General features: G+C 57.0%; 23 protein-coding genes and 1 other annotated feature. Of the genes, 7 read left to right on the top strand and 16 right to left on the bottom strand.

All coding sequences use genetic code 11. The features are described 5' to 3' along the window. Positions 1–127: 127 nt before the first annotated feature. Positions 128–874 (top strand): GntR family transcriptional regulator, encoded by a 747-nt coding sequence (locus ABLV52_RS25270; protein WP_023291448.1) that lies wholly within the window; start codon positions 128–130, stop codon positions 872–874. Here ABLV52_RS25270 and ABLV52_RS25275 read toward each other — a convergent pair. From ABLV52_RS25275 to ibpA, 3 genes are all read right to left on the bottom strand, one after another. Continuing rightward, positions 842–2503 carry a putative transporter gene (locus ABLV52_RS25275; RefSeq protein ID WP_023291449.1) on the bottom strand — a complete coding sequence of 554 codons (1662 nt, stop codon included), beginning with the start codon at positions 2501–2503 and terminating at the stop codon, positions 842–844. The two genes, ABLV52_RS25270 and ABLV52_RS25275, sit on opposite strands and share 33 nt — an antisense overlap. A gap of 145 nt (positions 2504–2648) precedes the next feature. Further along, the gene (gene ibpB, locus ABLV52_RS25280) at positions 2649–3077 is read right to left on the bottom strand and encodes a small heat shock chaperone IbpB (protein ID WP_023291450.1); all 429 of its coding nucleotides are present in this window, start codon (positions 3075–3077) and stop codon (positions 2649–2651) included. Positions 3078–3193: 116 nt separating this feature from the next. Then, positions 3194–3607 (bottom strand): small heat shock chaperone IbpA, encoded by a 414-nt coding sequence (ibpA, locus tag ABLV52_RS25285; RefSeq protein WP_004151523.1) that lies wholly within the window; start codon positions 3605–3607, stop codon positions 3194–3196. Beyond that, positions 3601–3676 (bottom strand) — a sequence feature (ROSE (Repression Of Heat Shock gene Expression) occurs in the 5'-region of heat shock genes and acts as an RNA thermometer to modulate expression.). (Overlaps the previous gene by 7 nt.) 245 nt (positions 3677–3921) lie before the next feature. On the opposite strand from ibpA, the gene ABLV52_RS25290 reads away from it, so the two are divergent. Further along, positions 3922–4254, top strand: a complete 333-nt coding sequence (locus tag ABLV52_RS25290) for a YceK/YidQ family lipoprotein (protein WP_023291451.1) — start codon at positions 3922–3924, stop codon at positions 4252–4254. A gap of 1 nt (position 4255) precedes the next feature. Here the strand turns inward: ABLV52_RS25290 and ABLV52_RS25295 are convergent, their stop codons facing one another. From ABLV52_RS25295 to dnaA, 13 genes are all read right to left on the bottom strand, one after another. Next, a complete protein-coding gene (locus ABLV52_RS25295; RefSeq protein WP_348891057.1) occupies positions 4256–5482 on the bottom strand; it encodes a DUF3748 domain-containing protein in 1227 nt (408 codons plus the stop codon). Positions 5483–5533: 51 nt separating this feature from the next. Continuing rightward, positions 5534–6871, bottom strand: a complete 1338-nt coding sequence (locus tag ABLV52_RS25300; RefSeq protein ID WP_032447014.1) for an MFS transporter — start codon at positions 6869–6871, stop codon at positions 5534–5536. A gap of 177 nt (positions 6872–7048) precedes the next feature. After that, a complete protein-coding gene (dgoD, locus tag ABLV52_RS25305) occupies positions 7049–8197 on the bottom strand; it encodes a galactonate dehydratase (RefSeq protein WP_032454428.1) in 1149 nt (382 codons plus the stop codon). Beyond that, positions 8194–8811 carry a 2-dehydro-3-deoxy-6-phosphogalactonate aldolase gene (locus tag ABLV52_RS25310; protein ID WP_032454429.1) on the bottom strand — a complete coding sequence of 206 codons (618 nt, stop codon included), beginning with the start codon at positions 8809–8811 and terminating at the stop codon, positions 8194–8196. Before ABLV52_RS25310 ends, dgoD begins: the two co-directional genes overlap by 4 nt. Then, positions 8795–9673 (bottom strand): 2-dehydro-3-deoxygalactonokinase, encoded by an 879-nt coding sequence (locus tag ABLV52_RS25315; protein ID WP_032454430.1) that lies wholly within the window; start codon positions 9671–9673, stop codon positions 8795–8797. Before ABLV52_RS25315 ends, ABLV52_RS25310 begins: the two co-directional genes overlap by 17 nt. Beyond that, positions 9670–10359, bottom strand: coding sequence for a D-galactonate utilization transcriptional regulator DgoR (dgoR, locus tag ABLV52_RS25320; RefSeq protein ID WP_348891058.1), 690 nt, complete (start codon positions 10357–10359; stop codon positions 9670–9672). Before dgoR ends, ABLV52_RS25315 begins: the two co-directional genes overlap by 4 nt. 229 nt (positions 10360–10588) lie before the next feature. Further along, positions 10589–11704 (bottom strand): BamA/TamA family outer membrane protein, encoded by a 1116-nt coding sequence (locus ABLV52_RS25325; protein ID WP_348891066.1) that lies wholly within the window; start codon positions 11702–11704, stop codon positions 10589–10591. Positions 11705–11724: 20 nt separating this feature from the next. Beyond that, positions 11725–12807 (bottom strand): hypothetical protein, encoded by a 1083-nt coding sequence (locus ABLV52_RS25330; protein WP_023291454.1) that lies wholly within the window; start codon positions 12805–12807, stop codon positions 11725–11727. Positions 12808–12957: 150 nt separating this feature from the next. After that, positions 12958–13770, bottom strand: coding sequence for a sugar-phosphatase (yidA, locus tag ABLV52_RS25335; RefSeq protein WP_023291455.1), 813 nt, complete (start codon positions 13768–13770; stop codon positions 12958–12960). A gap of 200 nt (positions 13771–13970) precedes the next feature. After that, complete coding sequence (gyrB, locus tag ABLV52_RS25340) at positions 13971–16385, bottom strand: DNA topoisomerase (ATP-hydrolyzing) subunit B (RefSeq protein WP_004202281.1); 2415 nt, start codon at positions 16383–16385, stop codon at positions 13971–13973. Positions 16386–16413: 28 nt separating this feature from the next. Next, a complete protein-coding gene (gene recF, locus ABLV52_RS25345) occupies positions 16414–17487 on the bottom strand; it encodes a DNA replication/repair protein RecF (RefSeq protein WP_032454434.1) in 1074 nt (357 codons plus the stop codon). 147 nt (positions 17488–17634) lie between these two features. Beyond that, the gene (dnaN, locus tag ABLV52_RS25350) at positions 17635–18735 is read right to left on the bottom strand and encodes a DNA polymerase III subunit beta (RefSeq protein ID WP_348891059.1); all 1101 of its coding nucleotides are present in this window, start codon (positions 18733–18735) and stop codon (positions 17635–17637) included. Between the two features lie 4 nt (positions 18736–18739). Further along, positions 18740–20143 carry a chromosomal replication initiator protein DnaA gene (dnaA, locus tag ABLV52_RS25355; protein ID WP_017899658.1) on the bottom strand — a complete coding sequence of 468 codons (1404 nt, stop codon included), beginning with the start codon at positions 20141–20143 and terminating at the stop codon, positions 18740–18742. Positions 20144–20764: 621 nt separating this feature from the next. Here dnaA and rpmH point away from each other — a divergent pair. The 5 genes from rpmH to mnmE all read left to right on the top strand — a co-directional run bounded on the left by rpmH (position 20765) and on the right by mnmE (position 24637). Beyond that, a complete protein-coding gene (gene rpmH / locus ABLV52_RS25360) occupies positions 20765–20905 on the top strand; it encodes a 50S ribosomal protein L34 (protein WP_000831330.1) in 141 nt (46 codons plus the stop codon). A 15-nt stretch (positions 20906–20920) separates the two neighbouring features. Next, positions 20921–21280 carry a ribonuclease P protein component gene (rnpA, locus tag ABLV52_RS25365; protein ID WP_004151535.1) on the top strand — a complete coding sequence of 120 codons (360 nt, stop codon included), beginning with the start codon at positions 20921–20923 and terminating at the stop codon, positions 21278–21280. After that, complete coding sequence (yidD, locus tag ABLV52_RS25370) at positions 21244–21501, top strand: membrane protein insertion efficiency factor YidD (protein WP_004151536.1); 258 nt, start codon at positions 21244–21246, stop codon at positions 21499–21501. Before rnpA ends, yidD begins: the two co-directional genes overlap by 37 nt. Positions 21502–21503: 2 nt before the next feature. Next, a complete protein-coding gene (gene yidC, locus ABLV52_RS25375) occupies positions 21504–23150 on the top strand; it encodes a membrane protein insertase YidC (protein ID WP_023291460.1) in 1647 nt (548 codons plus the stop codon). A 122-nt stretch (positions 23151–23272) separates the two neighbouring features. Continuing rightward, positions 23273–24637, top strand: coding sequence for a tRNA uridine-5-carboxymethylaminomethyl(34) synthesis GTPase MnmE (gene mnmE / locus ABLV52_RS25380; RefSeq protein ID WP_065883537.1), 1365 nt, complete (start codon positions 23273–23275; stop codon positions 24635–24637). Positions 24638–24718: the final 81 nt, after the last annotated feature.

A 24718-nucleotide genomic window follows, 5' to 3' on the forward strand; every position in this document is an offset into this window, starting at 1 on the left:
TAGACATCGATAAGCCAAAGGATGAAATCGATCTAATGAATGGATAATAACCTGCTGTCTTAAAACTTATTTATTAATAACAGGTGAAGAAAATAACCTCGCTCTTTCCTGTACAAGAGGACTACTGGTGATCTACAAATCGATTGCTGACCGCCTGCGGCTGCGGCTGAATTCTGCCGACTTCTCCATCGGCAGCCCGCTGCCGGGAGAGAAAAAACTGGCCGAGGAGTTCGGGGTGGCGCGCATGACCATCCGCAAAGCCATCGACCTGCTGGTGGACTGGGGGTTGGTGGTCCGTCGCCACGGCTCGGGGACCTACGTGGCGCGTAAAGACGTCCATCATGAAACCAGCAATCTCACCGGCCTGGCGGAAGTGCTGCGCAAGCAGGGTAAAGAGGTGGTAAGCCAGGTGCTGGCCTTCGAAGTGATGCCTGCCCCGCCGGCCATCGCCAGCCTGTTGCGAATTAAAATTGATGAACGGATCTACTTCTCGCGGCGGGTGCGCTTCGTCGACGGCAAGCCGCTGATGCTGGAGGATAGCTATATGCCGGTGAAGCTGTTCCGTAACCTGTCGCTGAGCCATCTGGAGGGATCGAAATTTGATTATATTGAGAAGGAGTGCGGGATCATCATCAGCGGGAACTATGAGACCCTGACGCCGGTGCTGGCGGACAGGCAGCTGGCGCGCTCAATGAACGTTCCGGAGCAGACGCCGCTGCTGCGGATTACCTCCCTTTCCTACAGCGACAGCGGCGAGTTTCTTAACTATTCGGTTATGTTCCGCAACGCCAGCGAGTATCAGGTGGACTACCATCTGCGTCGCGTCCAGGCGCACAGCCCGCTAGCTCACCCCCCAGAACAGCACGGCGAGTAGCTGCGGGGTGATAATCCGCAGGAACATCACCAGCGGATAGACGGTAGCGTAAGAGAGCGCCGCCGCGCCGCTGGTGGCGTGCAGATTGTTGGCGAAGGCCAGCGCCGGCGGGTCGGTCATCGAGCCGGCCAGCATGCCGCACAGCGTCAGATAGTTCATTTTCGCCAGCATGCGCGCGAGAATGCCTACCGTCAGCAGCGGGATGGCGGTGATGAAAATGCCGTAAGCGATCCAGCTCAGGCCATCGCCCTGGGTCAGGGTCGCCACAAAGTCGCCCCCCGATTTCAGCCCGACCACCGCCAGAAACAGCACGATCCCCAGCTCGCGCAGCGCCAGGTTGGCGCTCGGCGGCATAAACCAGTACAGCTTGCCGATGCTCCCGATGCGCCCGAGAATCAGCGCCATAATCAGCGGCCCCCCGGCCAGCCCGAGCTTCAGGGCGGCGGGGAAGCCGGGAATAAACAACGGGATAGATCCCAGCAGTACCCCGAGACCGATGCCGATAAATACCGGCAGCATCTGAACCTGCTGCAGCTTCTGCTGGGCGTTACCCAGCTCGGCGGCCACGGCGTCAATCGCCTCCGGACGGCCGACCAGGTTGAGAATATCGCCAAACTGCAGGCTGGCGCTGCTGCTGGCCACCAGCTCGACGCCAGCGCGATTAAGCCGGGAGATCACTACGTCATAGCGCTGTTTGACGTGCAGATCGCGTATTTTCTTCCCCAGCACTTTCTCGTTAGTCACCACCACCCGCTCTACCTTCAGGTCGGTGCCGCGCGTCGACAGCGAGGTGGCCACCTCCTGGCCGATCACCAGTTGCGCATTGTGCAGATCCTCCGGCCGCCCCACCAGGTGCAGCAGATCGCCGGCCTGGATAAGGGTGCCCGGCGCAGGCACCATTAGCAGCTCACCGCGCTTCAGTCGCGAACAGACGATATTGTCGCTGTTGAGCATCGGCACATCCTGAATCGCCATCTGGTTGAGGTTAGGGTTCTCCACCCGCACGTTGATGGTGTGCAAATGGGCATGGCCGTTGCCGCTGCTCTCCTCAAATTGCTGGGCCTCTTTCTCAACATTGATGCGAAAGAACAGGCGCACCAGCCACATGGTCAGCAGAATGCCGCAGATGCCGAACGGATACGCCATCGCATAGCTCATCCCCATCTGATCGACCACCTCGAACGGCACCCCGAGATCGCGCAGGATTTGCTGCCCGGCCCCCAGCGCCGGCGTGTTGGTCACCGCGCCGGAGAAGATGCCGAGCACCACCGGGAGAGGAATATTGAACAGTTTATGCAGCACCGCCGTGACCAGGCCGCCAAGAATCACGATCAGGATAGCGAAAAGATTGAGCCGCAGGCCTGAGACCCGCAGCGAGGCGAAAAAGCCCGGCCCCACCTGGATACCGATGGTGTAGACAAACAGGATCAAGCCGAATTCCTGAATAAAATGCAGCATCGGGCTGCTGAGGGCGACTCCCGCCTGATCGACAAAGTGGCCGACGATAATGCCGCCAAACAACACGCCGCCAATACCAAAGCCGACGCCGCGGATTTTGACATTGCCGATCCACAGCCCAATCACCGCCACCAGCGCCAGTACGCTGACCGTCAATGCTATCTCACTCATGGTATCGTCCCTGTGAATAACATTATTATTAACAGGGATTATGACCGCTGCCAGACGGGTTGTATGCAGCCTGGCGCACAATACCAGCAAACAGACCGGCACAAAAAAGCCCCGAAAATCGGGGCTTTATCAATAGGTTGCTTTATTAGCTATTTAACGCCGGTCGTTCGCTGATGGCGATGCGCTGCGGGGCGATCTGCTCAGGCTCATGGCGGGTCAGATCGATATGCAGCAGACCGTTGGTGAAGGTCGCGCCAGAGACCTCCATGTTGTCGGCGAGGGTGAAGCTCAGGCTGAAGGCCTGGCTCACCAGCCCCTGGTGCAGCCAGGTGGTCTCTTTTTCCGGCTGCTGCGGCGTGCCTTTTACCACCAGGCGGGTGCCTTCCAGCTGAATATCCAGATCTTCCTGACGGAAACCGGCCAGCGCAAGGGTAATGCGGTAGTGGTTATCGTCGCTTTTTTCGATGTTATAGGGCGGGAAGCTCTGGCTTTCACCGGCGGTTTGCAGGGCGCTGGCCAGTTTGTCAAAACCGATCCATTGACGCAGCAGGGGGGATAAATCGTAGTTACGCATACTGTTTTCTCCTTCTGTGAAGCGAGTGAATATCTGCGAATTGCGCGAATTCGCATATGCTCCCTGACGGCGAGCAGGTTGTTACATCAGGCCGCCACGCGGCCTGAGAGGGACAATTAGTTGATTTCGATACGGCGCGGCTTGTTCGCTTCCGGGATCACCCGTTCCAGATCGATATACAGCAGACCGTTTACCAGGTTGGCGCCGCGGACATGAATGTTTTCCGCCAGCTGGAATTTGCGCTCGAAGTTACGCTCGGCGATCCCCTGATACAGGTAGGTACGCTCTTTCTGCTCGGCAGCGTGGGCGCCTTTGACGATCAGCAGATTGTCCTGGGCGGTGATCTCCAGCTCGCTTTCAGCAAAGCCAGCCACCGCGATAGCGATGCGATAGTGGTTTTCGTCTACCAGCTCGACGTTATACGGAGGGTAGCCGCCATTGCTCTGGCTTTGATTGTTTTCCAGCAGGTTAAACAGGCGGTCGAAACCAATGGCTGAACGATAAAGCGGGGAGAGATCGAAGTTACGCATAATAAATAGCTCCTGAAAATCAGCGAGAATCAAATGACCTTCCATCGTGGACAGGCCGCGGTAATCCGGAATACCCCTCAGGCGTATTCTCAGTGGGTTACACCTATAAAATGGGTTTCTCCCCGTGCTTTTCAAGGGATTGAGGGCGTTTTTTTTTGCAGTTTGCCGATGATTGCTTAGACTGGGGGGAGGAGCACAAAAAGCAAAGTGCGATGCCCGCCACAGTGCGGCGCAATAACGCTATGCATTCACGGGATGGCCCGATATAACCGCTAAAAGGTTATCTCAACGCCCGAAACGACGATGGAAGAACAATGAAAAGCAGACGACTGTTAAAGCTGGTCCTGTTCAGCGGGATAATAAGCCTGAGCGGTTGCTCCAGCGTAATGTCACATACCGGTGGCAAAGAGGGAACCTATCCGGGCACGCGATCCAGTGCGCAAACGCTGGGGGACAACAATACCAACTGGGGTGTGAAATCGCTGGTGGCGCTGGACATGCCGTTCACCGCCGTCATGGATACCCTCCTGCTGCCGTGGGATATGTTCCGCACCGACAGCTCAATCAAATCTCGGGTCGAAAAGAGCGAGAAGGCCACGCTGGCGACCAACTCGGTGATCCCGCCAGCGCCGATGCCTGCCCAGTAAGTTATCGCCCGGTCTGCGTGACCCACAGCTGGCGATAACCGTCCACCTCCTCCATCCAGGCAATCTGTTTACCGTCTGGCGAAAAGACGATCGCGTCCGCCGAGGGCGCATGAGCATGCGCCTCGGTTAAAAAGGTGATATCGCCTGTGCCGGCATGACAGCAGGCAATCCGCCCCTCCAGTACAAAGCCCAGCCACTCTCCCGACGGATGCCAGTTAAACGCTGACTGGATACCCGACGTGTGATGCGTCAACTGCCGCGGCTCGCCCCCCTGTGGGGAAATCAGCCACAGCTGCACCACACCGGCGTCGTCGCGCATCAGGAAGGCGATGCTCGTAGCCTGTGGATTGGCGCGCACCCAGTGACGTGGAATATTCACCAGCCCCGGATAACGGCGATGGTGGGTGAAGGTCAAACGACGCTGACTGACGCCCGCCGGCGGCGCGGGCATCGTGGTTGCGGTACCGGCCAGCGGCTCCCCGCCGGGCTGCTTCCAGCTGGCTTCATCCTGCGGCAGATCGACAATAAACAGCTCCGGGACTTTGTCGCCGTTTTCCGCCAGCGTATCGCCAATAAACGCCAGCGCATGGTTCCCGACCCAGCCCTCTTCATAGGCGCGATTAATCTCATCGCTGCCCGGCGCGGGAGTCGACGTCGTGCGGCTCACCAGCACGCACCAGTGGCTGCCGCCGTATTCGCGCGGATGGTGGCCCGGCGGCGTCACGGGTCCATACGGCGCGGCCACGCCGACGTTGCGCAGATCCAGCGCCGGGTCGCGCTCGTGCAGCACATGATCGTTGTAGGTAAAACTGACCAGCTGGCCGTTGGGGCTATAGACATGGACGTGGCTGCCGCCGCGCAGCGCCCCGGGGGTGTAAGGGGCAGTGATGTCCATGGCGTCCAGATTCTCGACGGTATCCTGAAAGGCCACCACCCCGCGGCGGTGATGAAAATCATACTGCCATTGCGCATCCGGCCGCTCGGGGCCGTGAATGAACACGTAGCGCTCCTGGGTTGGATGCACGGTCACCACGCCCACGTGCGCGCCTTGCGTGGCACGATAAATGGTCTCCACCGCGCCGCTGTTTACGTTCACTCGCTCAATGGTCTCGCCGGTGAACGACGCACCGGACGGGCGGACGTCGAACACCAGCCACTGGCTGTCGGGGGTCCAGGTATTAACATTGGTAAGCTGATGATGACGGGGAGCAAAAGTGACTTGTTTCATAACGATACCCTGATGCGAGACTTACGCATCAGGGTAGCGTATCGCAAAAATTTAGCCTACACGTTTCACATCGCCGACCAGCAGGATATAAGACAGCGCGCCTATCAGCGCCACCACGGAGATATAGACCAACGCCGGGCCAAAGCCGTAATCCTGCGCCAGATAGCCAATCACTAGCGGTACGGTGATGCCCCCCAGGCCGCCAACAAAGTTAAACACGCCTCCGGTTAGACCGATCAGGCGCATCGGCGCCAGGGATGAGACCAGCGACCAGGTAATGGAGGCAAAACCGTTACCGAAGAATGCCAGCGCCATCAGCGCCATAATCCATACCGGGTCGTTGGTGTAGTTCGCCCCCATGATGCAGGTGGAGATCAGCAGTCCGCAGATGATCGGCGTTTTACGCGCCACGCCCAGCGAATAGCCTTTTTTCACCAGTTTATCCGCCAGCCAACCAGAGAGCAGGACGCCAAAAAACGCAGCGAGGAAGGGCACCGTGGTCATAAAACCGGCCTTCAGCGCGGTAATGCCTTTTTCCTGGGTTAAGTAGTTCGGGAACCAGGTCAGGAAGAACCACAGCGTCGAGGTTACCGCAAACTGCCCAAGGTAAACACCGACCAGCTTGCGATGAAAGACCAGCTTCCAGTCCGCTTTCGATAACGGTTGACGCGCCTCTTTCTTCACCGGCGCATCGCCATCCACCAGGCCGCCGCCGTCGCGAATATAGTCGAGTTCGGCTTTGCTGATGCTTTTGGTCAGCCGCGGCGGTTGATAAACCTTGAACCAGATCAGCGACCAGATAATGCCGATACCGCCGGTAACAATAAACACCCAGTGCCAGCTCAATAGCTCCTGGATCCAAATCAGCAGCGGCGTTAAGAAAGCCAGGCCAACAAATTGCCCCGAGGTATAAAACCCGACGGCGGAGGCGCGTTCATGCTCCGGGAACCAGCTGGTCACCATGCGGTTATTGGTTGGAAAGGCTGGTGCTTCGAAGATCCCGGTGATAGCGCGCAGGCCTATGAGCGACATTAAGCCGGTGGCGAAGCCTTGTAGCAACGTGGCTACAGACCAGCCAAAGATGGCGATAAAGTAGGTAAGCCGGGACCCCACGCGGTCAAGGAACCAACCGCCCGGGATCTGGCAGAGGGTATACAGCCAGGCAAAGGCGGAAAATACGTAGCCCATTTCCGCTTTGCTAATACCAAACTCCTCCTGAATATGCGCCGAGGCGACGGCGAGGTTGGCGCGGTCAACATAACAAATAACCACGGTAATAAAGATCATGATGAGCGTCAGATAACGGCGACGCCCGGTTTTTACAGCGGTAACTGAAATATCCATCGCAATCTGTCTCCAGATTTTGGGCATAGCGAAGCCGCTCACCATGCCCGGTAATTTACAGAGGGTGTTTTTGTTTTGTATTAATAACTATGTTGCGATGCGCTAAATAATTTGTGCTGGGGAAAGGCGGCAAATTTTCGCATCCCTGGGAGCATACAATCGTATGTGACCAGGGTAAGAAAATGCAGCCAACGCATCACCAGCGCGAAGTATGACGCGCATTTACCATTCGGCGACAGAGCCATCCTCATACCGCCACAACGGGTTTCGCCAGTCCGGCGCGTTTTTACTTAACTCAATCACGCGGGCCTCATCAATTTCCACGCCCAGCCCCGGCTTCGTCAATGGTTTAAAGAAGCCGCCTTCCATATTGAAATCTTCTTTGTTTTTCACAAAATCAAGCAGTTCGGCGCCTTTGTTGTAGTGGATCCCCATGCTCTGCTCCTGGAAGACCGCGTTATGCGAAACGAAATCAACGTGCAGACAGGCTGCCAGTGCGATCGGCCCCAGCGGACAGTGCGGCGCCAGCCCAACGTCATAGGCTTCCGCCATGCCGGCAATTTTATAGCATTCGGTAATACCGCCTGCGTGCGACAGATCGGGTTGTAAAATAGCCACCCCGCCCGCTTCAAGGACCCGTTTAAATTCAAAACGCGAAAACATACGTTCGCCGGCGGCAATAGGAATATGGGTTTGCGCCGCCAGCCGCGGATAATATTCCGCCTGCTCGGCTAATACCGGCTCCTCAATAAATAATGGGCGATACGGTTCCAGCTCTTTAATTAATACTTTGGCCATCGGCGCGCTTACCCGACCATGAAAATCGAGGCCAAACTCAATTTCATTGCCAAACGCTTCGCGGATTTGCGCCACGGTATTCACCGCGGCATCAACCGCGCGGGAATTATCAATGATGCCCATCTCTTCGCAGCCGTTTAATTTAAAGGTATCGAAACCAATGCCGCGCAGCTTCTTAATCCCGTCAATCACTTCGGCGGGGCGGTCGCCGCCCACCCAGCTGTAGGCTTTAATTTTGTCGCGCACCAGCCCGCCCATCAGTTGCCAGACCGGGGCATTCAGGACCTTACCTTTAATATCCCATAACGCCTGGTCAATACCGGCGATGGCGCTCATCATAATCGGACCGCCGCGATAAAAGCCGCCGCGGTACATCACTTGCCACAGGTCATTAATCCGCGCCGGATCCTGACCAATCAGATAATCGCCAAATTCATGAACGGCGGCTTCCACCGTTCGGGCGCGCCCTTCAATCACCGGTTCGCCCCAGCCGACGATGCCTTCATCGGTTTCAATCTTCAGGAACATCCAACGCGGAGGTAAACGGTACGTGGTGATATTGGTTATTTTCATTTCACTGCCTCTCGATACGCTTTTACGAATGCGGCTGCCTGCTGCGCGGTACGTTCAACCGACTGGCCGGCACGATAGAGATCGCTCCCCAGCCCAGCCCCCACACAGCCGGCTTTAATCCACTGCGCCAGGTTTTCCGGCGTCACGCCGCCGACGGCAAAGACCGGAACCTCGGGCGGCAGCACGGCTTTCAACGCTTTGATGTAATCCGGGCCAAAAGCCGATGACGGGAAAATTTTCAGCGCCTGCGCGCCGGCATCGAGCGCGCTGAAAGCTTCGCTGGCGGTGGCGCAGCCTGGACATACGGTCATGCCGTAACCCACCGCTCGCCGGATCACTTCCGGTTGAATGTTTGGCGTCACAATCAGCCGACAGCCCATGGCCGCCAGCCGATCGACCTGCTCCGGTTGCAGCACGGTGCCCGCGCCGATAAGCGCCTGCTCGCCGTAAGCGTCGACGACATGCGGAATACTTTTCTCCCACTGCGGCGAGTTCAGCGGGATTTCGACCGCGTCGAAACCGGCGTCGATAACGGCGCCAACGTGAGCCAGCGCCTCGTCTGGCGTAATACCGCGCAGAATAGCGATAAGCGGAAGGTTAGTTTGCCACTGCATAAGCGATGCTCCTTATTCCTGTCTGAAATGCCGTATCGCCCGCAACCGCAGTGACTTCGCGGCCAATGGCGCGGAATGCCTGCTGATAGCGGGACGTTAACGATGACCCGGCGACGAGGGTAATCGCCTGCTCTCCGGCGAACGTGGCGCTGAGGGTGGCAACTTCAGCGCCAATCAGCAGGCCGGAAAGAAATTCGCTAACCTGCTCGCGAGGCAACGCGCCCAGCACGTGCGAAGCGCGCACTTCAAACAGCTGCGGCAGGACGGCGGGGTTGTTGATACCGCGCTGCAGACCGGCCGCGAATGCGTCGGCGGACGTTTCCTGCGGCGGCAAGCCGGCGCCCACCAGCGAGTGCTGAAGCAACAGATGATGCAACTCACCGGTCAAAACGGTACGAAAATCGTGAATTTGCAGGCGATCGGCCAGTACCCATTTGCAGTGGGTTCCTGGCATCACATAGACAGACGAAGGGGCTAAGGCGCGTGCGCCCAGCAGTTGCGTTTCTTCCCCGCGCATGACGTTATGGTTATCGTCACGGGAAACGCAAAGGCCGGGAATTATCCAGATATTGTCGCCAACGGCAGTTAACTGCTGGCCAATATCCGAGAAAGCGGCAGGAAGCGGCAAATAAGGGGCAATTTTCCAGCCCACGTTGCTACCGACCATACCTGCCATCACCACCGGTGTGGCGCCATCGCGCCAGTATTGTGTGATTTCCGCTAACACCGCAGCGGGAGATCGACCATTCAGGCGCGTTACGCCTGCTTCAGATTGCCTGCTTTCCAGGCATTCTTCGCCCTGGTACAGCCAGGCGCGTAAATTCGTCGATCCCCAATCTATTGCGATGTAGCGAGCCGTCATGTGATTTCCTTGAGCCTTCGTGTCGAGCTGGCGATCATCGTCAACGCCGCCTGCTCTGCCGCGTCGCTATCCTGATGCCGAATGGCGTCAAATAGCGCTTTATGTTCCTGGAGCGTTTTCGGCATGTTGCCTTCATCGCCCATCCAGGTCCGTTCAAATACCGCCCGCTGCAGCGAACTGATCGCCACGCTAAGCTGCTGCAAAACCGGATTATGTACTGACTGCAGCACCGCCTCGTGGTAGCGAATATCCGCTTCGTTAAAGGCATCCCGGTTTTGGTTATTAGCAATCATGTCATTCAGCGCCGACTCGATTTCCGCCAGATCGCTTGAGGTGGCGCGTTCCGCCGCCCAACGTGCGATGGCGGGTTCAACCAGGTTGCGCACTTCACTCATGGCGCTGATAAGACGCGGGTCATAGTCATTTTCCAGTACCCAATGCAGCACCTCGGTATCGAGGTAGTTCCACTGGTTTCTGGAGGCGACAAACGCGCCGCGATAGCGCTTCATTTCAATCAGCCGCTTCGCCATCAGGGAACGAAACACTTCGCGGATGATGTTGCGCGAGGTTTCAAACTCCTCACAGAGTTCCGCTTCGGCCGGAAGCGCCGAACCGGGAACGTATTTACCGCTGACGATTTGTCTGCCCAGCGAGATCACAATGCGATCGGTCTTATTGAGAGTCATGGAGAGTCCTTGTGCTCTATGTGTACTGCTCTACTTTACCGTCGCTGCTGAATTTCGCCTCATGTTTGTACTACTAACGTGATGCTGTACGTTATCAACATGAGCGTACTGTAGTACAATATTATTGTGTTGTACTACAATTTGGATCACAAAAAGAACAATCCATGAAAATTAAAACGCAGCAGCCCTGGCAAGAGGCGATAAGAGAGAAAAAGAAGGGGAGGACGCGTTAAAACGCTTCGCCGACCTGGAAGTAAAAGCCGCTGCTGCCTTTGCCGATACCGTAGTCGAGGCGAACGTTAACGCGAGGTTTGAATTCAAAGCGGTAGCCGACGCCCGCCGAAGGCAGCCAGCGTCCGTCATTCAGGGAATCCATGGATGGCCCCATGGTTCCCGCCCCGGCCCAGGCCACAATCCCGTGTCGCCAGGTGAGCTGCCGGCGGTATTCCAGTTGGCTGCTAACGAAGTTTTTGTCGCGATAACGCCCCTGATAGTAGCCGCGCATCCGCTCATCGCTGCCCAGCAGGGGCATCATGCTCCACGGCACTTCGCCCTGGGTGAAAGCGCCATCGGCCTCCCAGGCGAGGACGCTCTTCTCGCTGAGGGCATGATAATGGCTATAGTGCAGCTGAAATTCGTCAAAGCGGGTATCGCTGCCTAAGCCGGGCGCATAGTGGGTGTAACGGAAGTTGGCATACTGACCCCGGCGCGGATTGGGGACGAAGTCGCGATCGTCCCAGTTGAGCGCGACGCTGGCGCCCGAGCTGAATACCGACGGCCCCTGCGGGGTATTTTCAATTTTCGGCAGATCGTTATGGTCCATCTCATCGGCATTCTGCGCCGCCAGCGACCATCCGGCGCCGAGATAAACATTGTCGATAAGCTGCCGGTAGACCGTCGGGCGCAGGGTCAGCACCTGGGCGGTATATTTCTCTTTTTCGTTGTCTTTATCGCCGGCATGAAAGCCTTGTCCCCAGAAATACGTCGGGGTGTTGGCCATCGATCCATCAACAAAAATTCGCCATCGGTCGTGGTCAAAAAAAGCGTAGTTTTTCACGCTAAGGCCGAAGGCGCCGGTGGAGCTGGCGTAGCCGCTGAGCGTCAGCGTGGAATTCTGGCTGGTGGTATCCTGCGGATCGGGACGGTAGAGACCGACGACGGCAGTGCCGATGCCCAGCCCCAGCTCCGGCGTATAGAACGGACCGGGCATCACGCCCCAGTCAATGCCTTTGCTGGCGTCGAATTCATCGCTGGCGCCGAGATGCTGCAGCCAGCCGTCGATTTGCTCGCGGCTGATGGCCTGCGCCTGGACCGGTGCGCATAGCGCCCATGTCAGAAGCAACAGAACAGGGTTAAGCGGTCGGCTCAAAAGCGATACTCGCCGGAGATAAAGAAGCTGTTACGCTCGGCAAAACCAAACTCCGTGGTGATATTAAAATTCTGCGTCAGCTCATACTGCGCTCCCACCAGCACGTTCCACGGCGACTGCAGATGCTGTTTCACATCAAAGCGGCCATGATTGTCCTGGTTGGCCAGGTTGACCATGTTTTGCAGCATCGGCGACGGCATCGAGAGATCGTTAAGGCTACCCTTAAACTCTTGCTGCACGTCCTGATACATGCTGCCGACCCATAGATTCAGCTTTCCGGCCGGGAGATGTAGCGCATCGACCGATGGCGTATTGAAACGATAGCCTACGCGAGGCGAAAAGGTAAACGCATCGATGCTGCCGTCGAGGATATCAAAGCGCGTCTGGGTGTAGTTAGCGTCCAGTACGGTAAACCAGTTGCCGATGCCGCCCACCAGCGTGGTGCCCATCCCATAGGTGGTGCCTTTAAAATCGAGGCGAAAGTCGAGGTCCTGCATCCCCGGCATCGGCACCACTTTGCCGTTCGGCCCCTTCAGCCCGACGGCAATCTGCGAAATGGAGTGCCCCTCGGTGTGTCCGACGAGACCATAAACATTCATAAACGGCAGCAGCCAGGCATCCAGCTTGAGCGTCTCGGTTTTGCTGCTTTCCCGCGTATTACCGACGCCAATCTGGAAGGCGTTGTCCAGCGAGACCGGCCCATTTCCGAAAATGTGCTTCACGGCGCGTTTGCAAACAGGATCCTTACCGCAATCGATATTGCGGCCGTCCAGCGACAGGCCGGTGAAGCTAATGCTGTCGACATTAATATTCTGCCGCATATCCATATAGTTAATGCTGACGCCAAACGGCAGCGGCAGGACGTAGCCACGCTTTCTGGCCTCGTCGCCTAGCAAAGGGAGTAGCGAGGACGATGCTGTCGCCGCAGGCTGGCGACTTTCTGGCGCCGGCAGATCCGCGGGCTCGGCGCCGTGATAGGCATACGCCGGCTCAAGCGGCGTCGTTGGTTCCGCGGCCGCGCAAATCTGAACAGAGGCGAATGGCAGCGTAACCAACATCAAATAATGGCGTTTATTCATGAAAAACCTGATGTTAGTTCTGAATTGCAAAAAAAGAGGGCGGGTAGCTTATAGAATCCCCTGTGCGGAATAAGGGATTTAAATGCGGATTAACATCTGTTCATGAAAAAAGAGAAGACAGGCCCGACGAACGCCGGACCTGAAGGAAGCTTACGCTAAAACGTATTTTTCAATAGCGAAGGCGACGCCATCATCGAGGTTCGATTTGGTAATGAAGTTCGCCGCTTCTTTGACCGCCGGAATGGCGTTATCCATCGCCACGCCGACGCCGGCAAATTCAATCATCGCGATATCATTTTCCTGATCCCCTATCGCCATAATCTCTTCCGGTTTGATACCCAGCGCATCGGCCAGCGACTTCACGCCGGTGCCTTTATTGACGCGTTTATCCAGTATTTCGAGGAAGTAAGGCGCGCTTTTCAGCACGGTGTACTTTTCTTTCACTTCCGCCGGGATACGGGCGATGGCCTTGTCGAGGATCGCCGGCTCATCGATCATCATTACCTTCAGCAGTTGGATCTCAGGGTCCATCTTTTCCGCTTCGCAGAACACCAGCGGGATGGTCGCCACATAGGATTCATGCACGGTGTAGTAGCTGATATCGCGATTCGCGGTATACAGCGTATTGCGATCGAGCGCGTGGAAGTGGGAGCCGACTTCGCGGGAGAGCTGTTCGAGGAAGCGATAGTCGTCATAGCTCAGCGCGGTTTGTGCGACGGTGCTGCCGTCCCCGGCTTTCTGCACCAGCGCGCCATTGTAGGTGATGCAGTAATCACCCGGCTGCTCCATATGCAGCTCTTTCAGATAGCTGTGGACACCCGCGTAAGGGCGGCCGGTGGTCAGCACCACGTTCACCCCTTTTTCACGGGCGGCGGCAATGGCGTTTTTAACGGCGGGAGAGATAGTGTGATCGGGCAGCAGCAGCGTGCCGTCCATATCAATTGCAATCAGTTTAATAGCCATAGGATCCCCGGGTAAGATGAGTCTTCCCTCATGCTAACGCGATTCCGCTCAAAAAACAGTAAAAGTGTCGGCCAGAAAGGGGGATGGAACCGCAGCAGAGGATTCCCCTTTTACTGGCAAAGAAAAGCCCGGTCGCGCTATGCGACCGGGCTCAGACATTCCGTTACCCCGGTCAAACTCGCGCCGGGGGAACACACGGCTTAGATATCGATATTCGCCGCTTTCAGGGCGTTCTCTTCGATAAACGCGCGACGCGGTTCAACGGCATCACCCATCAGGGTAGTGAACAGCTGGTCGGCGGCAATCGCGTCCTTGACGGTCACGCGCAGCATACGGCGGCTGTCCGGATCCATGGTGGTTTCCCACAGCTGATCCGGGTTCATCTCGCCCAGACCTTTATAGCGCTGGATAGAGAGGCCGCGACGGGACTCTTTCACCAGCCAGTCCAGAGCCTGCTCAAAGCTGGCTACCGGCTGACGGCGTTCGCCGCGCTCGATGTAAGCATCTTCTTCCATCAGGCCGCGCAGTTTCTCGCCCAGGGTACAGATACGGCGATATTCCGGCCCCATAATGAACTCATTATCCAGCGGATAGTCGGTATCCACGCCGTGGGTACGAACGCGAATAACCGGTTCAAAATGCTGCAGCTCTTTGTTCTCATGGAGATCAAATTTCCACTGGCTGCCGTGCTGCTCTTTCTCATTCAGCTCGGAGACCAGAGTGTTCACCCAGCGGGTCACCTTCTGTTCGTCCGCCAGATCGGCCTCGGTCAGGGTCGGCTGATAGATAAGCTCTTTCAGCAGCGCTTTCGGGAAGCGGCGCTCCATGCGGCCAATCATTTTCTGGGTGGCGTTAAACTCAGCAACCAGTTTTTCCAGCGGTTCGCCCGCCAGCGCTGGCGCATTGGCGTTGGTATGCAGGGTGGCGCCGTCGAGGGCGATGGCAATCTGATACTGATCCATCGCTTCGTCGTCTTTAATATACTGTTCCTGCTTGCCTTTCTTCACTTTGTACAGCGGCGGCTGAGCAATATAGACATGGCCGCGCTCGACGATCTCCGGCATCTGACGATAGAAGAAGGTCAACAGCAGGGTACGAATGTGCGAGCCGTCGACGTCCGCATCGGTCATGATGATGATGCTGTGATAGCGCAGTTTGTCCGGGTTGTACTCATCGCGGCCGATGCCGCAGCCCAGAGCGGTGATCAGCGTGGCCACTTCCTGGGAAGAGAGCATCTTGTCGAAGCGGGCTTTCTCAACGTTGAGGATTTTCCCCTTCAGCGGCAGGATCGCCTGATTCTTGCGGTTACGCCCCTGCTTCGCAGAGCCGCCCGCGGAGTCCCCTTCCACCAGGTACAGTTCGGAGAGCGCCGGGTCGCGTTCCTGGCAGTCCGCCAGTTTGCCCGGCAGGCCAGCCAGATCCAGCGCGCCTTTACGGCGGGTCATCTCACGGGCACGACGCGCGGCTTCGCGCGCGCGCGCGGCGTCAATAATTTTGCCGACCACGATTTTCGCATCGGACGGATTTTCCAGCAGGTATTCGCTCAGCAGTTCGTTCATCTGCTGCTCAACCGCCGATTTCACCTCGGAGGAGACCAGCTTGTCTTTGGTCTGCGAGGAGAATTTTGGATCCGGCACTTTCACCGATACCACGGCAATCAGGCCTTCACGGGCGTCGTCGCCGGTGGCGCTGACTTTCGCTTTTTTGCTGTAGCCCTCTTTGTCCATGTAGGCGTTGAGGGTACGGGTCATCGCCGCGCGGAAGCCGGCAAGGTGAGTCCCCCCGTCACGCTGCGGAATGTTGTTGGTAAAGCAGTAAATGTTTTCCTGGAAGCCGTCGTTCCACTGCAGGGCCACTTCCACGCCGATACCGTCTTTTTCAGTAGAGAAATAGAAGATATTCGGGTGGATCGGCGTTTTGTTCTTGTTGAGATACTCAACGAACGCCTTGATGCCGCCTTCGTAGTGGAAATGATCTTCTTTGCCGTCGCGCTTATCGCGCAGGCGGATAGAGACTCCGGAGTTCAGGAACGACAGTTCGCGCAGGCGTTTCGCCAGGATATCGTATTCAAACTCGGTGACGTTGGTGAAGGTTTCCAGGCTCGGCCAGAAACGCACCATGGTGCCGGTTTTGTCGGTCTCGCCGGTCACGGCCAGCGGCGCCTGCGGCACACCGTGCTCATACATCTGCTTGTGCACTTTGTTATCGCGCTGGATAACCAGCTCCAGCTTCTGCGACAGGGCGTTAACCACCGAGACGCCTACGCCGTGCAGACCGCCGGAGACTTTATAGGAGTTATCATCGAATTTACCGCCAGCGTGCAGGACGGTCATGATAACTTCCGCTGCGGAGACGCCCTCTTCCGGGTGAATGCCGGTCGGGATGCCGCGGCCGTCATCCTGGACGGAGACGGAGTTATCGCTGTGGATGGTCACCACGATATCTTTGCAGTAACCCGCGAGCGCTTCGTCGATAGCGTTATCCACAACCTCGAATACCATGTGGTGCAGACCGGTGCCGTCATCCGTGTCGCCGATATACATACCCGGGCGCTTACGCACCGCATCCAGCCCTTTCAGGACTTTGATACTGGAGGAGTCATAAGAATTCGACATCAACGTTTCTCGCTCATTTAATCTTGGGTTAATCCGTTATTTTACCTTTTTCCACGCGGAACATCTTCGAATTTTTGTCCGACATGTCCATAACGTGCTCAGCGCTGATGGCGCTGACGAAAACCTGCGACTGCGTCGCTTTCAGGCGACTGGATAACAGACCGCGGCGGGCATCATCGAGTTCCGAGGCAAAATCATCTATCAGGTACAGGCAGCGCCGCCCGCTGACGCGGGTGAGGAACTCGCCCTGCGCCAGACGCAGGGCGCACATCAGCAGCTTAAGCTGCCCGCGCGACAAGGTATCTTCCACCGGCGCCCCGTCGGCGCGAATACGGAAATCCGCTTTATGCGGGCCGTGGGCGGTATAGGTTAACATTCTGTCACGCTCGAAATTCCGCTCCAGCACTTCAGCGTAGTCGGTCTCTTTTTCCCAGCCGCGCTGGAAGGAGAAAGAGAGCGAGAATTCCGGTAAAAATTGCTGACAGGTATCCGCCATGTCTTCGACGATAGCGGCGCTGTATTCGGCACGCCAGCGGCTGATCTGCTCCGCCAGCGGGATTAATTCCAGATCCCATGGGCGCAGCTGGGCATAACGGCTGACCTGACGCAGCGCGGCGTTGCGCTGCTTGACCAGGCGCTTCAGGTTGCTCCAGGCGGTGAAGAATCCGGCTTCGTTATGAAAGCATCCCCAGTCAAGGAATGCTCTTCTGTATTTGGGGCCGCCGTTGAGTAAAGTAAACCCCTCCGGCGTAATCAGCTGCATCGGCATCAGGTGCGCCAGCTCCGCCACTTTGTGGCCGTCGGTGCCGTCGATACGCACCTTGCTGTCGCCCTGTTTGTCTTTGGTCAGGCCGATGGCGGTTTCCCGCTCTTCGCCCTGCAGACGGCCATGCAGAACAAAGGCCTCCTGCTCGTGGCGGATCACCCGGCCAATTTGCAAACTGCGAAACGCCCGGCCATGGCCAAGCGTGTAGATGGCTTCCAGCACGCTGGTTTTGCCGCTGCCGTTCGCGCCAACCAGGAAGTTAAAGCCGGGAGATAAAGCGAGATCCGCATGTTCAATATTGCGGAAGTCTTTGATTAGCAGTCGGGATAGCGACATATCAGCTCATCATCATTCAAGGGGCGTGGGTGTCGCAGCCAGTTCGTCTACCGCCAGCGCGCAGAAAGCGGAGCGTACACGAAGTACGTGAGCATTTCGAGCACTGCCGGAAGACGAAATGGCAAGTAAACCAGCCCCTTTACGATTCTACAGCCGCATTGGCATAACAACGTAGGCTGCGGATTGAGAAGCCGCATCCTCAATCTGCACGCTCGACACCGAATCCGTCAGCAGAATGCGCACATTCTCGCACTTCAGCGCGTTCAGCACATCCAGCACGTAGCTAACGTTGAAGCCAATCTCCATCTCCGTGCCGGCGTAGGTCACGTCCAGAATCTCTTCCGCTTCTTCCTGCTCCGGGTTATTGGCGGTGATTTTCAGCTGATTTTCGCTAACGTACAGCCGCACGCCGCGGAATTTCTCATTGGAGAGAATCGCCGCGCGGGCAAAAGCCTGCTTCAGAATATCGCAGCCCGCTTCGAGGTGTTTATCCGGATTTTTCGGCAGAACGCGGCGATAATCCGGGAAACGGCCATCAACCAGCTTCGAAGTGAAGATAAAATCGCCGACATGGGCGCGGATATTATTGCTGCCGATCTGCACGCGCAGCGGCGTATCACCGCCGTCGAGCATCCGCATCAGCTCAATCACCCCTTTACGCGGCACGATCACCGAATGGTTCGGCAGCGACGCTTCCAGCGGCATCGAACAGACCGCCAGACGGTGACCGTCGGTAGCGACGGTGCGCAGTTCGCTGCCTTCGGTTTCGAACAGCATACCGTTTAAGTAGTAACGAACATCCTGGTGCGCCATCGAGAACTGCGTCGCTTCGATCAGACGCTTCATGGTCGCCTGCGGCAGGGTAAATTCCACCTCGCTCTGCCAGTCGTCAAGATTCGGGAAGTCGGCAGCGGGCAGGGTCGACAGCGAGAAGCGGCTGCGGCCGGAACGCACCAGCATGCGATCGCCTTCCAGCTGCACCGCGATCTCCGCGCCTTCCGGCAGGCCGCGGCAGATATCAAAGAATTTACGCGCCGGAACGGTGGTGGCGCCCGCTTCGTGCGGCTGAACCAGCGCCACGCGCGCCACCATCTCCATTTCAAGATCGGTACCGGTCAGCGACAGCGCGCCGTCCACGACCTGAAGCAGCAGGTTACCGAGAATGGGCAGCGTCGGACGACCACCTAACGGACCGCTCACCTGTTGCAGCGGTTTTAATAAATGTTCACGTTCTACGGTAAATTTCATAGCGTCACGAGGATAATGTTCTGATTAAATTGGAAAAATCTTCTTTAATGTCGTGGCTTTCTTCACGCAGCTGCTCAATCTTGCGGCAGGCGTGCAGCACGGTGGTATGGTCGCGGCCGCCAAACGCATCGCCGATTTCCGGCAGGCTGTGGTTGGTCAGCTCTTTGGCCAGCGCCATCGCCATCTGGCGAGGACGCGCCACCGAACGGGAGCGGCGTTTGGACAGCAGGTCCGCTACCTTAATCTTGTAGTACTCCGCCACCGTCTTTTGAATATTGTCGATGGTGACCAGTTTTTCCTGCAGCGCCAGCAGATCGCGCAGCGCTTCGCGCACGAAATCGATAGTGATCGCCCGGCCGGTGAAGTTGGCGTTGGCGATAACGCGGTTCAGCGCCCCCTCCAGTTCACGCACGTTTGAGCGCAGGCGCTTGGCAATAAAGAACGCCACTTCGCCAGGCAGGCGGATGTCGTTCTCATCGGCTTTTTTCATCAGGATCGCGACGCGGGTTTCCAGCTCCGGCGGCTCGATCGCCACCGTCAGCCCCCAGCCGAAGCGGGATTTCAGACGATCTTCAACGCCGTTGATCTCTTTGGGATAACGATCCGAGGTCAAAATGATCTGCTGATTACCTTCCAGCAAGGCATTGAAGGTGTGGAAAAACTCTTCCTGGGATCGCTCTTTATTAGCGAAGAACTGAATGTCATCGATCAGCAGGGCGTCAACGGATCGGTAGTAGCGCTTAAACTCTTCGATGGCGTTGTTCTGCAGCGCTTTAACCATGTCCTGAACGAAACGCTCCGAGTGCATATAGACCACTTTGGCGTTCGGTTTACGCGCCACGATACCGTTCCCCACCGCGTGCAGCAGGTGGGTTTTACCCAGACCCGTTCCGCCGTAGAGGAACAGGGGGTTATAGGCGCCGCCCGGGTTATCCGCCACCTGACGCGCCGCCGCGCGGGCCAGCTGGTTAGATTTACCTTCGACGAAGTTATCAAACGTGTGTTTCACGTTAACGTTAGAACGGTAGGTCGGCTCCGCCGGCGCCGGGACATTATCCCAGCCAGGGCGCACGATCGTCGGCGCCACGCGCGCGGTCTGCACCTGCGCCGCCGGGATAGTCGCTGCGGCCGGGCTTACCGCCCCTTTCTGCAGCGAGCTGGCGGGCTTAGCTCCCACCTCAAAACGCAGCTGCGGGGCGTCCGCACCGCAAAAATCATTGAGGAGTCCATTGATATTATTGAGGTATTTGTCCCTTACCCAGTCGAGCACAAAACGGTTTGGCGCATACAGTGCCAGCGTGTTATCGCTCAGTTCCGCCTGCAATGGGCGGATCCACATGCTGAATTCTGTGGCTGGTAACTCATCCTGCAATCGGGCAAGACACTGCTGCCAAAGCGAAAGTGACACGGCGGACTCCACTCGAACATAAAATCGATATCAAAGAAAAACTGAAACAATCGTGATTGTTGGCACACGTCGACAAGACCCTGCATTAGCCGAAAAGCCCCTGCACAAAAGGGGTGACGTGCGAACCGCTATCTGCGGTTATTTCCCGCTGCGGATCCGGGGATCGCGATCGGGACCGGGGATCATAGCCTAAACTGAGAAAGAGATCTTGTGTTTCTCAACAGATTCTTCCCGATTTATCCACAGGAAGGATCGAAACCGGGTAAGTGTAATCGATCCTGGGAAGAGTGAAGCACGATTTCCGCCGCATATTGGAAAAATTAATGAGCTATGCCGCTTTTGGGCGGAAACGATCTAACAAAGATCCTTCAGGATCCTTGCGCTTTACTGGCCAGGCCGTATAATCCCCCACCCGGCGCGTAATGCCCGTTTTCGTCACGCGTCTCAGCTTATTTTTTGTGCGACGAGGTGCGAGAAATAAGGAAAGAGAATTGACTCCGGAGTGTACAATTATTACAATCCGGCCTCTTTAATCACCCACGCTGAGGCGTAAGTCGTTCGAAGTTCGTTCGGGTCTACGCAAAAGTCAGTGAATTTATTCAAGTTTAGGTAGAAATCGCCATGAAACGCACTTTTCAACCGTCTGTACTGAAGCGCAACCGTTCTCACGGCTTCCGTGCTCGTATGGCTACTAAAAATGGTCGTCAGGTTCTGGCACGTCGTCGTGCTAAAGGCCGCGCTCGTCTGACCGTTTCCAAGTAATAAAGCTAACCCTGCGTGGTTAAGCTCGCATTTCCCAGGGAGTTACGCTTGTTAACTCCCAGTCATTTCACTTTCGTCTTCCAGCAGCCACAACGGGCTGGCACGCCGCAAATCACCATCCTCGGCCGCCTGAATTCGCTGGGGCATCCCCGCATCGGTCTCACCGTCGCCAAGAAAAACGTGAAACGCGCACATGAACGCAATCGGATTAAACGTCTGACGCGTGAAAGTTTTCGTTTGCGTCAACATGAACTCCCGCCAATGGATTTCGTGGTGGTGGCGAAAAGAGGGGTTGCCGACCTCGATAACCGTGCTCTCTCGGAAGCGTTGGAAAAATTATGGCGCCGCCATTGTCGCCTGGCTCGCGGGTCCTGATCGGCCTGATTCGAGTTTATCAGCGCCTGATTAGTCCGCTACTCGGGCCGCATTGCCGTTTCACCCCAACCTGTTCTCAATACGGAATTGAGGCCTTACGCAGGTTTGGAGTGATAAAAGGCAGTTGGTTGACGATGAAACGCGTATTAAAATGCCACCCTTTACACCCTGGTGGTGACGATCCCGTCCCGCCTGGACCATTTGATACCAGAGAACACTAACGATGGATTCGCAACGCAATCTTCTTATCATCGCTTTGTTGTTCGTGTCTTTCATGATCTGGCAAGCCTGGGAGCAGGACAAAAATCCGCAACCCCAGCAGCAGACCACGCAGACTACGACCACAGCAGCGGGTAGCGCCGCCGACCAGGGCGTACCGGCCAGTGGCCAGGGGAAACTGATTACGGTTAAAACTGATGTGCTTGATCTGACCATCAACACCCGCGGTGGTGATGTTGAGCAAGCGCTGCTTCCGGCTTACCCGAAAGCGCTGAAATCGACTGAACCGTTCCAGTTACTGGAAACTACGCCACAGTTTATCTACCAGGCGCAGAGCGGCTTAACCGGTCGTGACGGCCCGGATAACCCGGCTAACGGCCCGCGTCCGCTGTATAACGCTGATAAAGATGCGTATGTACTGGCTGATGGCCAGAACGAAATCGTTATTCCGCTGACCTATACCGACAAAGCCGGCAACGTCTTCACCAAGACCTTCACCCTGAAACGCGGTGATTATGCGGTGAACGTGGGTTATAGCGTGCAGAACGCCAGCGAGAAACCGCTGGAAGTCTCGACCTTCGGTCAGCTGAAGCAGACCGCCGCGCTGCCGTCCAGTCGCGATACGCAGACCGGCGGCCTGTCCACGATGCATACTTTCCGTGGCGCGGCGTTCTCCACCGCGGATTCGAAATACGAAAAATACAAATTCGATACCATCCTGGACAATGAAAACCTGAACGTCAGCACCAAAAACGGTTGGGTTGCCATGCTGCAGCAGTACTTCACCACCGCGTGGGTGCCGCAGAATAACGGGACGAATAACTTCTACACCGCCAACCTCGGCAACGGCATTGTCGCTATCGGCTATAAATCTCAGCCGGTACTGGTGCAGCCTGGTCAAACCGACAAACTGCAGAGCACGCTGTGGGTCGGCCCGGCGATTCAGGATAAAATGGCTGCCGTCGCGCCGCACCTGGATCTGACCGTCGACTACGGCTGGCTGTGGTTCATCTCCCAACCGCTGTTCAAGCTGCTGAAATTCATTCACGGCTTCCTCGGCAACTGGGGCTTCTCGATTATCGTCATCACCTTTATCGTTCGTGGCATCATGTACCCGCTGACCAAAGCGCAGTACACCTCCATGGCGAAGATGCGTATGCTGCAGCCGAAAATTCAGGCCATGCGCGAGCGTCTGGGCGACGATAAACAACGTCAAAGCCAGGAGATGATGGCGCTGTATAAAGCGGAAAAAGTGAACCCGCTGGGCGGCTGCTTCCCGCTGATTATCCAGATGCCGATCTTCCTTGCGCTGTACTACATGCTGAGCGCCTCGGTAGAACTGCGTCATGCGCCGTTTATCCTGTGGATCCACGATCTGTCTGCGCAAGACCCGTACTACATCCTGCCGATCATCATGGGCGCGACGATGTTCTTCATCCAGAAGATGTCGCCGACCACCGTGACCGACCCGATGCAGCAGAAGATCATGACCTTTATGCCGGTCATCTTCACGGTGTTCTTCCTGTGGTTCCCGTCTGGCCTGGTGGTGTACTACATCGTCAGCAACCTGGTGACCATTATCCAGCAGCAGCTGATTTACCGTGGTCTGGAGAAGCGTGGCCTGCATAGCCGCGAGAAGAAGAAATCCTGATACTCTTCATTCTTCAAGCCAACGCATTTGCGACTTGGATAATTTAGAGTAGTTACGGTAACGTTAATGCCAGAGAAGGCGGTCAATGGACCGCCTTTTTTACATCTACATAGAGAGTCACCATGAGCCATAACGACACTATCGTCGCCCAGGCAACCCCACCGGGACGCGGGGGTGTGGGCATCCTGCGTATCTCCGGCCTCAAAGCGCGCGACGTCGCGCAGGCGGTACTCGGCAAGCTGCCGAAGCCGCGCTATGCCGACTACCTGCCGTTCAACGACGTTGACGGTACGCCGCTGGATCAGGGGATTGCGCTGTGGTTCCCCGGGCCGAACTCCTTTACCGGGGAAGATGTGCTTGAGCTGCAGGGCCACGGCGGCCCGGTCATTCTCGACCTGCTGCTCAAACGTATTCTGACCCTGCCGGGCCTGCGCATCGCCAGACCGGGCGAATTCTCCGAGCGCGCGTTCCTTAACGACAAGCTCGACCTGGCGCAGGCAGAGGCCATCGCCGATCTTATCGACGCCAGCTCAGAACAGGCGGCGCGCTCGGCGCTGAACTCGCTGCAGGGGGCGTTCTCCGCGCGGGTGAACCACCTTGTGGAAGCGCTCACTCACCTGCGCATCTACGTGGAAGCGGCGATTGATTTTCCGGATGAAGAAATTGATTTCCTCTCCGACGGCAAAATTGAAGCCCAGCTGAACGAGGTGATGGCCGACCTCGACGCCGTCCGCGCCGAAGCCCGTCAGGGCAGTCTGCTGCGCGAAGGGATGAAAGTGGTGATCGCCGGGCGGCCAAATGCCGGTAAATCGAGCCTGCTGAACGCCCTGGCGGGCCGCGAAGCGGCGATCGTCACCGACATTGCGGGCACCACCCGCGATGTGCTGCGCGAGCATATCCATATCGACGGCATGCCGCTGCATATCATTGATACCGCGGGCCTGCGCGACGCCAATGACGAAGTGGAGCGTATCGGCATCGAGCGCGCCTGGCAGGAGATTGCGCAGGCTGACCGGGTGCTGTTTATGGTCGATGGCACCACCACCAGCGCCGTTGACCCGGCGGAGATCTGGCCAGATTTTATCGAGCGCCTGCCCGCTAAACTGCCGATTACCGTGGTGCGCAATAAAGCCGATGTTACCGGCGAAGCGCTGGGTATCAGCGAAGTAAATGGCCACTCACTGATCCGCCTGTCGGCACGCACCGGCGAAGGCGTCGAGGTGCTGCGTAATCACCTCAAGCAGAGCATGGGCTTCGATACCAATATGGAAGGCGGCTTCCTCGCCCGCCGTCGCCATCTGCAGGCGCTGGAAGAGGCGGCGAACCATCTGCGGCAGGGCAAAGCCCAGCTGCTGGGCGCCTGGGCCGGCGAGCTGCTGGCGGAAGAGCTGCGTCTCGCGCAGCAGGCGCTGAGCGAGATCACCGGGGAGTTCACCTCCGACGACCTGCTGGGCCGCATCTTCTCCAGCTTCTGTATCGGCAAATAACGTTTAGTCCGTAAACGTTCACTCACCCGCATTAGCGCCGCGTTAATGCGGGTTTTTTCTTGCCCTTTGCGGCGCAACGTT

It is taken from the genome of Klebsiella sp. GB_Kp056 (assembly GCF_040064755.1).
GTDB lineage: Bacteria > Pseudomonadota > Gammaproteobacteria > Enterobacterales > Enterobacteriaceae > Klebsiella > Klebsiella quasipneumoniae.

Bases quoted from the DNA above. Each gene is read 5' to 3' on its own strand.
- mnmE (WP_065883537.1), top strand. From the start codon at position 23,273: ATGAGCCATAACGACACTATCGTCGCCCAGGCAACCCCACCGGGACGC.
- ABLV52_RS25275 (WP_023291449.1), bottom strand. From the start codon at position 2,503: ATGAGTGAGATAGCATTGACGGTCAGCGTACTGGCGCTGGTGGCGGTG.
- ABLV52_RS25310 (WP_032454429.1), bottom strand. From the start codon at position 8,811: ATGCAGTGGCAAACTAACCTTCCGCTTATCGCTATTCTGCGCGGTATT.
- ABLV52_RS25330 (WP_023291454.1), bottom strand. From the start codon at position 12,807: ATGAATAAACGCCATTATTTGATGTTGGTTACGCTGCCATTCGCCTCT.
- yidD (WP_004151536.1), top strand. From the start codon at position 21,244: ATGGCGCCGCCATTGTCGCCTGGCTCGCGGGTCCTGATCGGCCTGATT.
- ibpB (WP_023291450.1), bottom strand. From the start codon at position 3,077: ATGCGTAACTACGATTTATCCCCCCTGCTGCGTCAATGGATCGGTTTT.
- recF (WP_032454434.1), bottom strand. From the start codon at position 17,487: ATGTCGCTATCCCGACTGCTAATCAAAGACTTCCGCAATATTGAACAT.
- ABLV52_RS25315 (WP_032454430.1), bottom strand. From the start codon at position 9,673: ATGACGGCTCGCTACATCGCAATAGATTGGGGATCGACGAATTTACGC.
- ABLV52_RS25295 (WP_348891057.1), bottom strand. From the start codon at position 5,482: ATGAAACAAGTCACTTTTGCTCCCCGTCATCATCAGCTTACCAATGTT.
- rpmH (WP_000831330.1), top strand. From the start codon at position 20,765: ATGAAACGCACTTTTCAACCGTCTGTACTGAAGCGCAACCGTTCTCAC.
- ABLV52_RS25300 (WP_032447014.1), bottom strand. From the start codon at position 6,871: ATGGTGAGCGGCTTCGCTATGCCCAAAATCTGGAGACAGATTGCGATG.
- dnaN (WP_348891059.1), bottom strand. From the start codon at position 18,735: ATGAAATTTACCGTAGAACGTGAACATTTATTAAAACCGCTGCAACAG.
- yidA (WP_023291455.1), bottom strand. From the start codon at position 13,770: ATGGCTATTAAACTGATTGCAATTGATATGGACGGCACGCTGCTGCTG.
- dgoD (WP_032454428.1), bottom strand. From the start codon at position 8,197: ATGAAAATAACCAATATCACCACGTACCGTTTACCTCCGCGTTGGATG.
- yidC (WP_023291460.1), top strand. From the start codon at position 21,504: ATGGATTCGCAACGCAATCTTCTTATCATCGCTTTGTTGTTCGTGTCT.
- ibpA (WP_004151523.1), bottom strand. From the start codon at position 3,607: ATGCGTAACTTCGATCTCTCCCCGCTTTATCGTTCAGCCATTGGTTTC.
- gyrB (WP_004202281.1), bottom strand. From the start codon at position 16,385: ATGTCGAATTCTTATGACTCCTCCAGTATCAAAGTCCTGAAAGGGCTG.
- dgoR (WP_348891058.1), bottom strand. From the start codon at position 10,359: ATGACTCTCAATAAGACCGATCGCATTGTGATCTCGCTGGGCAGACAA.
- ABLV52_RS25290 (WP_023291451.1), top strand. From the start codon at position 3,922: ATGAAAAGCAGACGACTGTTAAAGCTGGTCCTGTTCAGCGGGATAATA.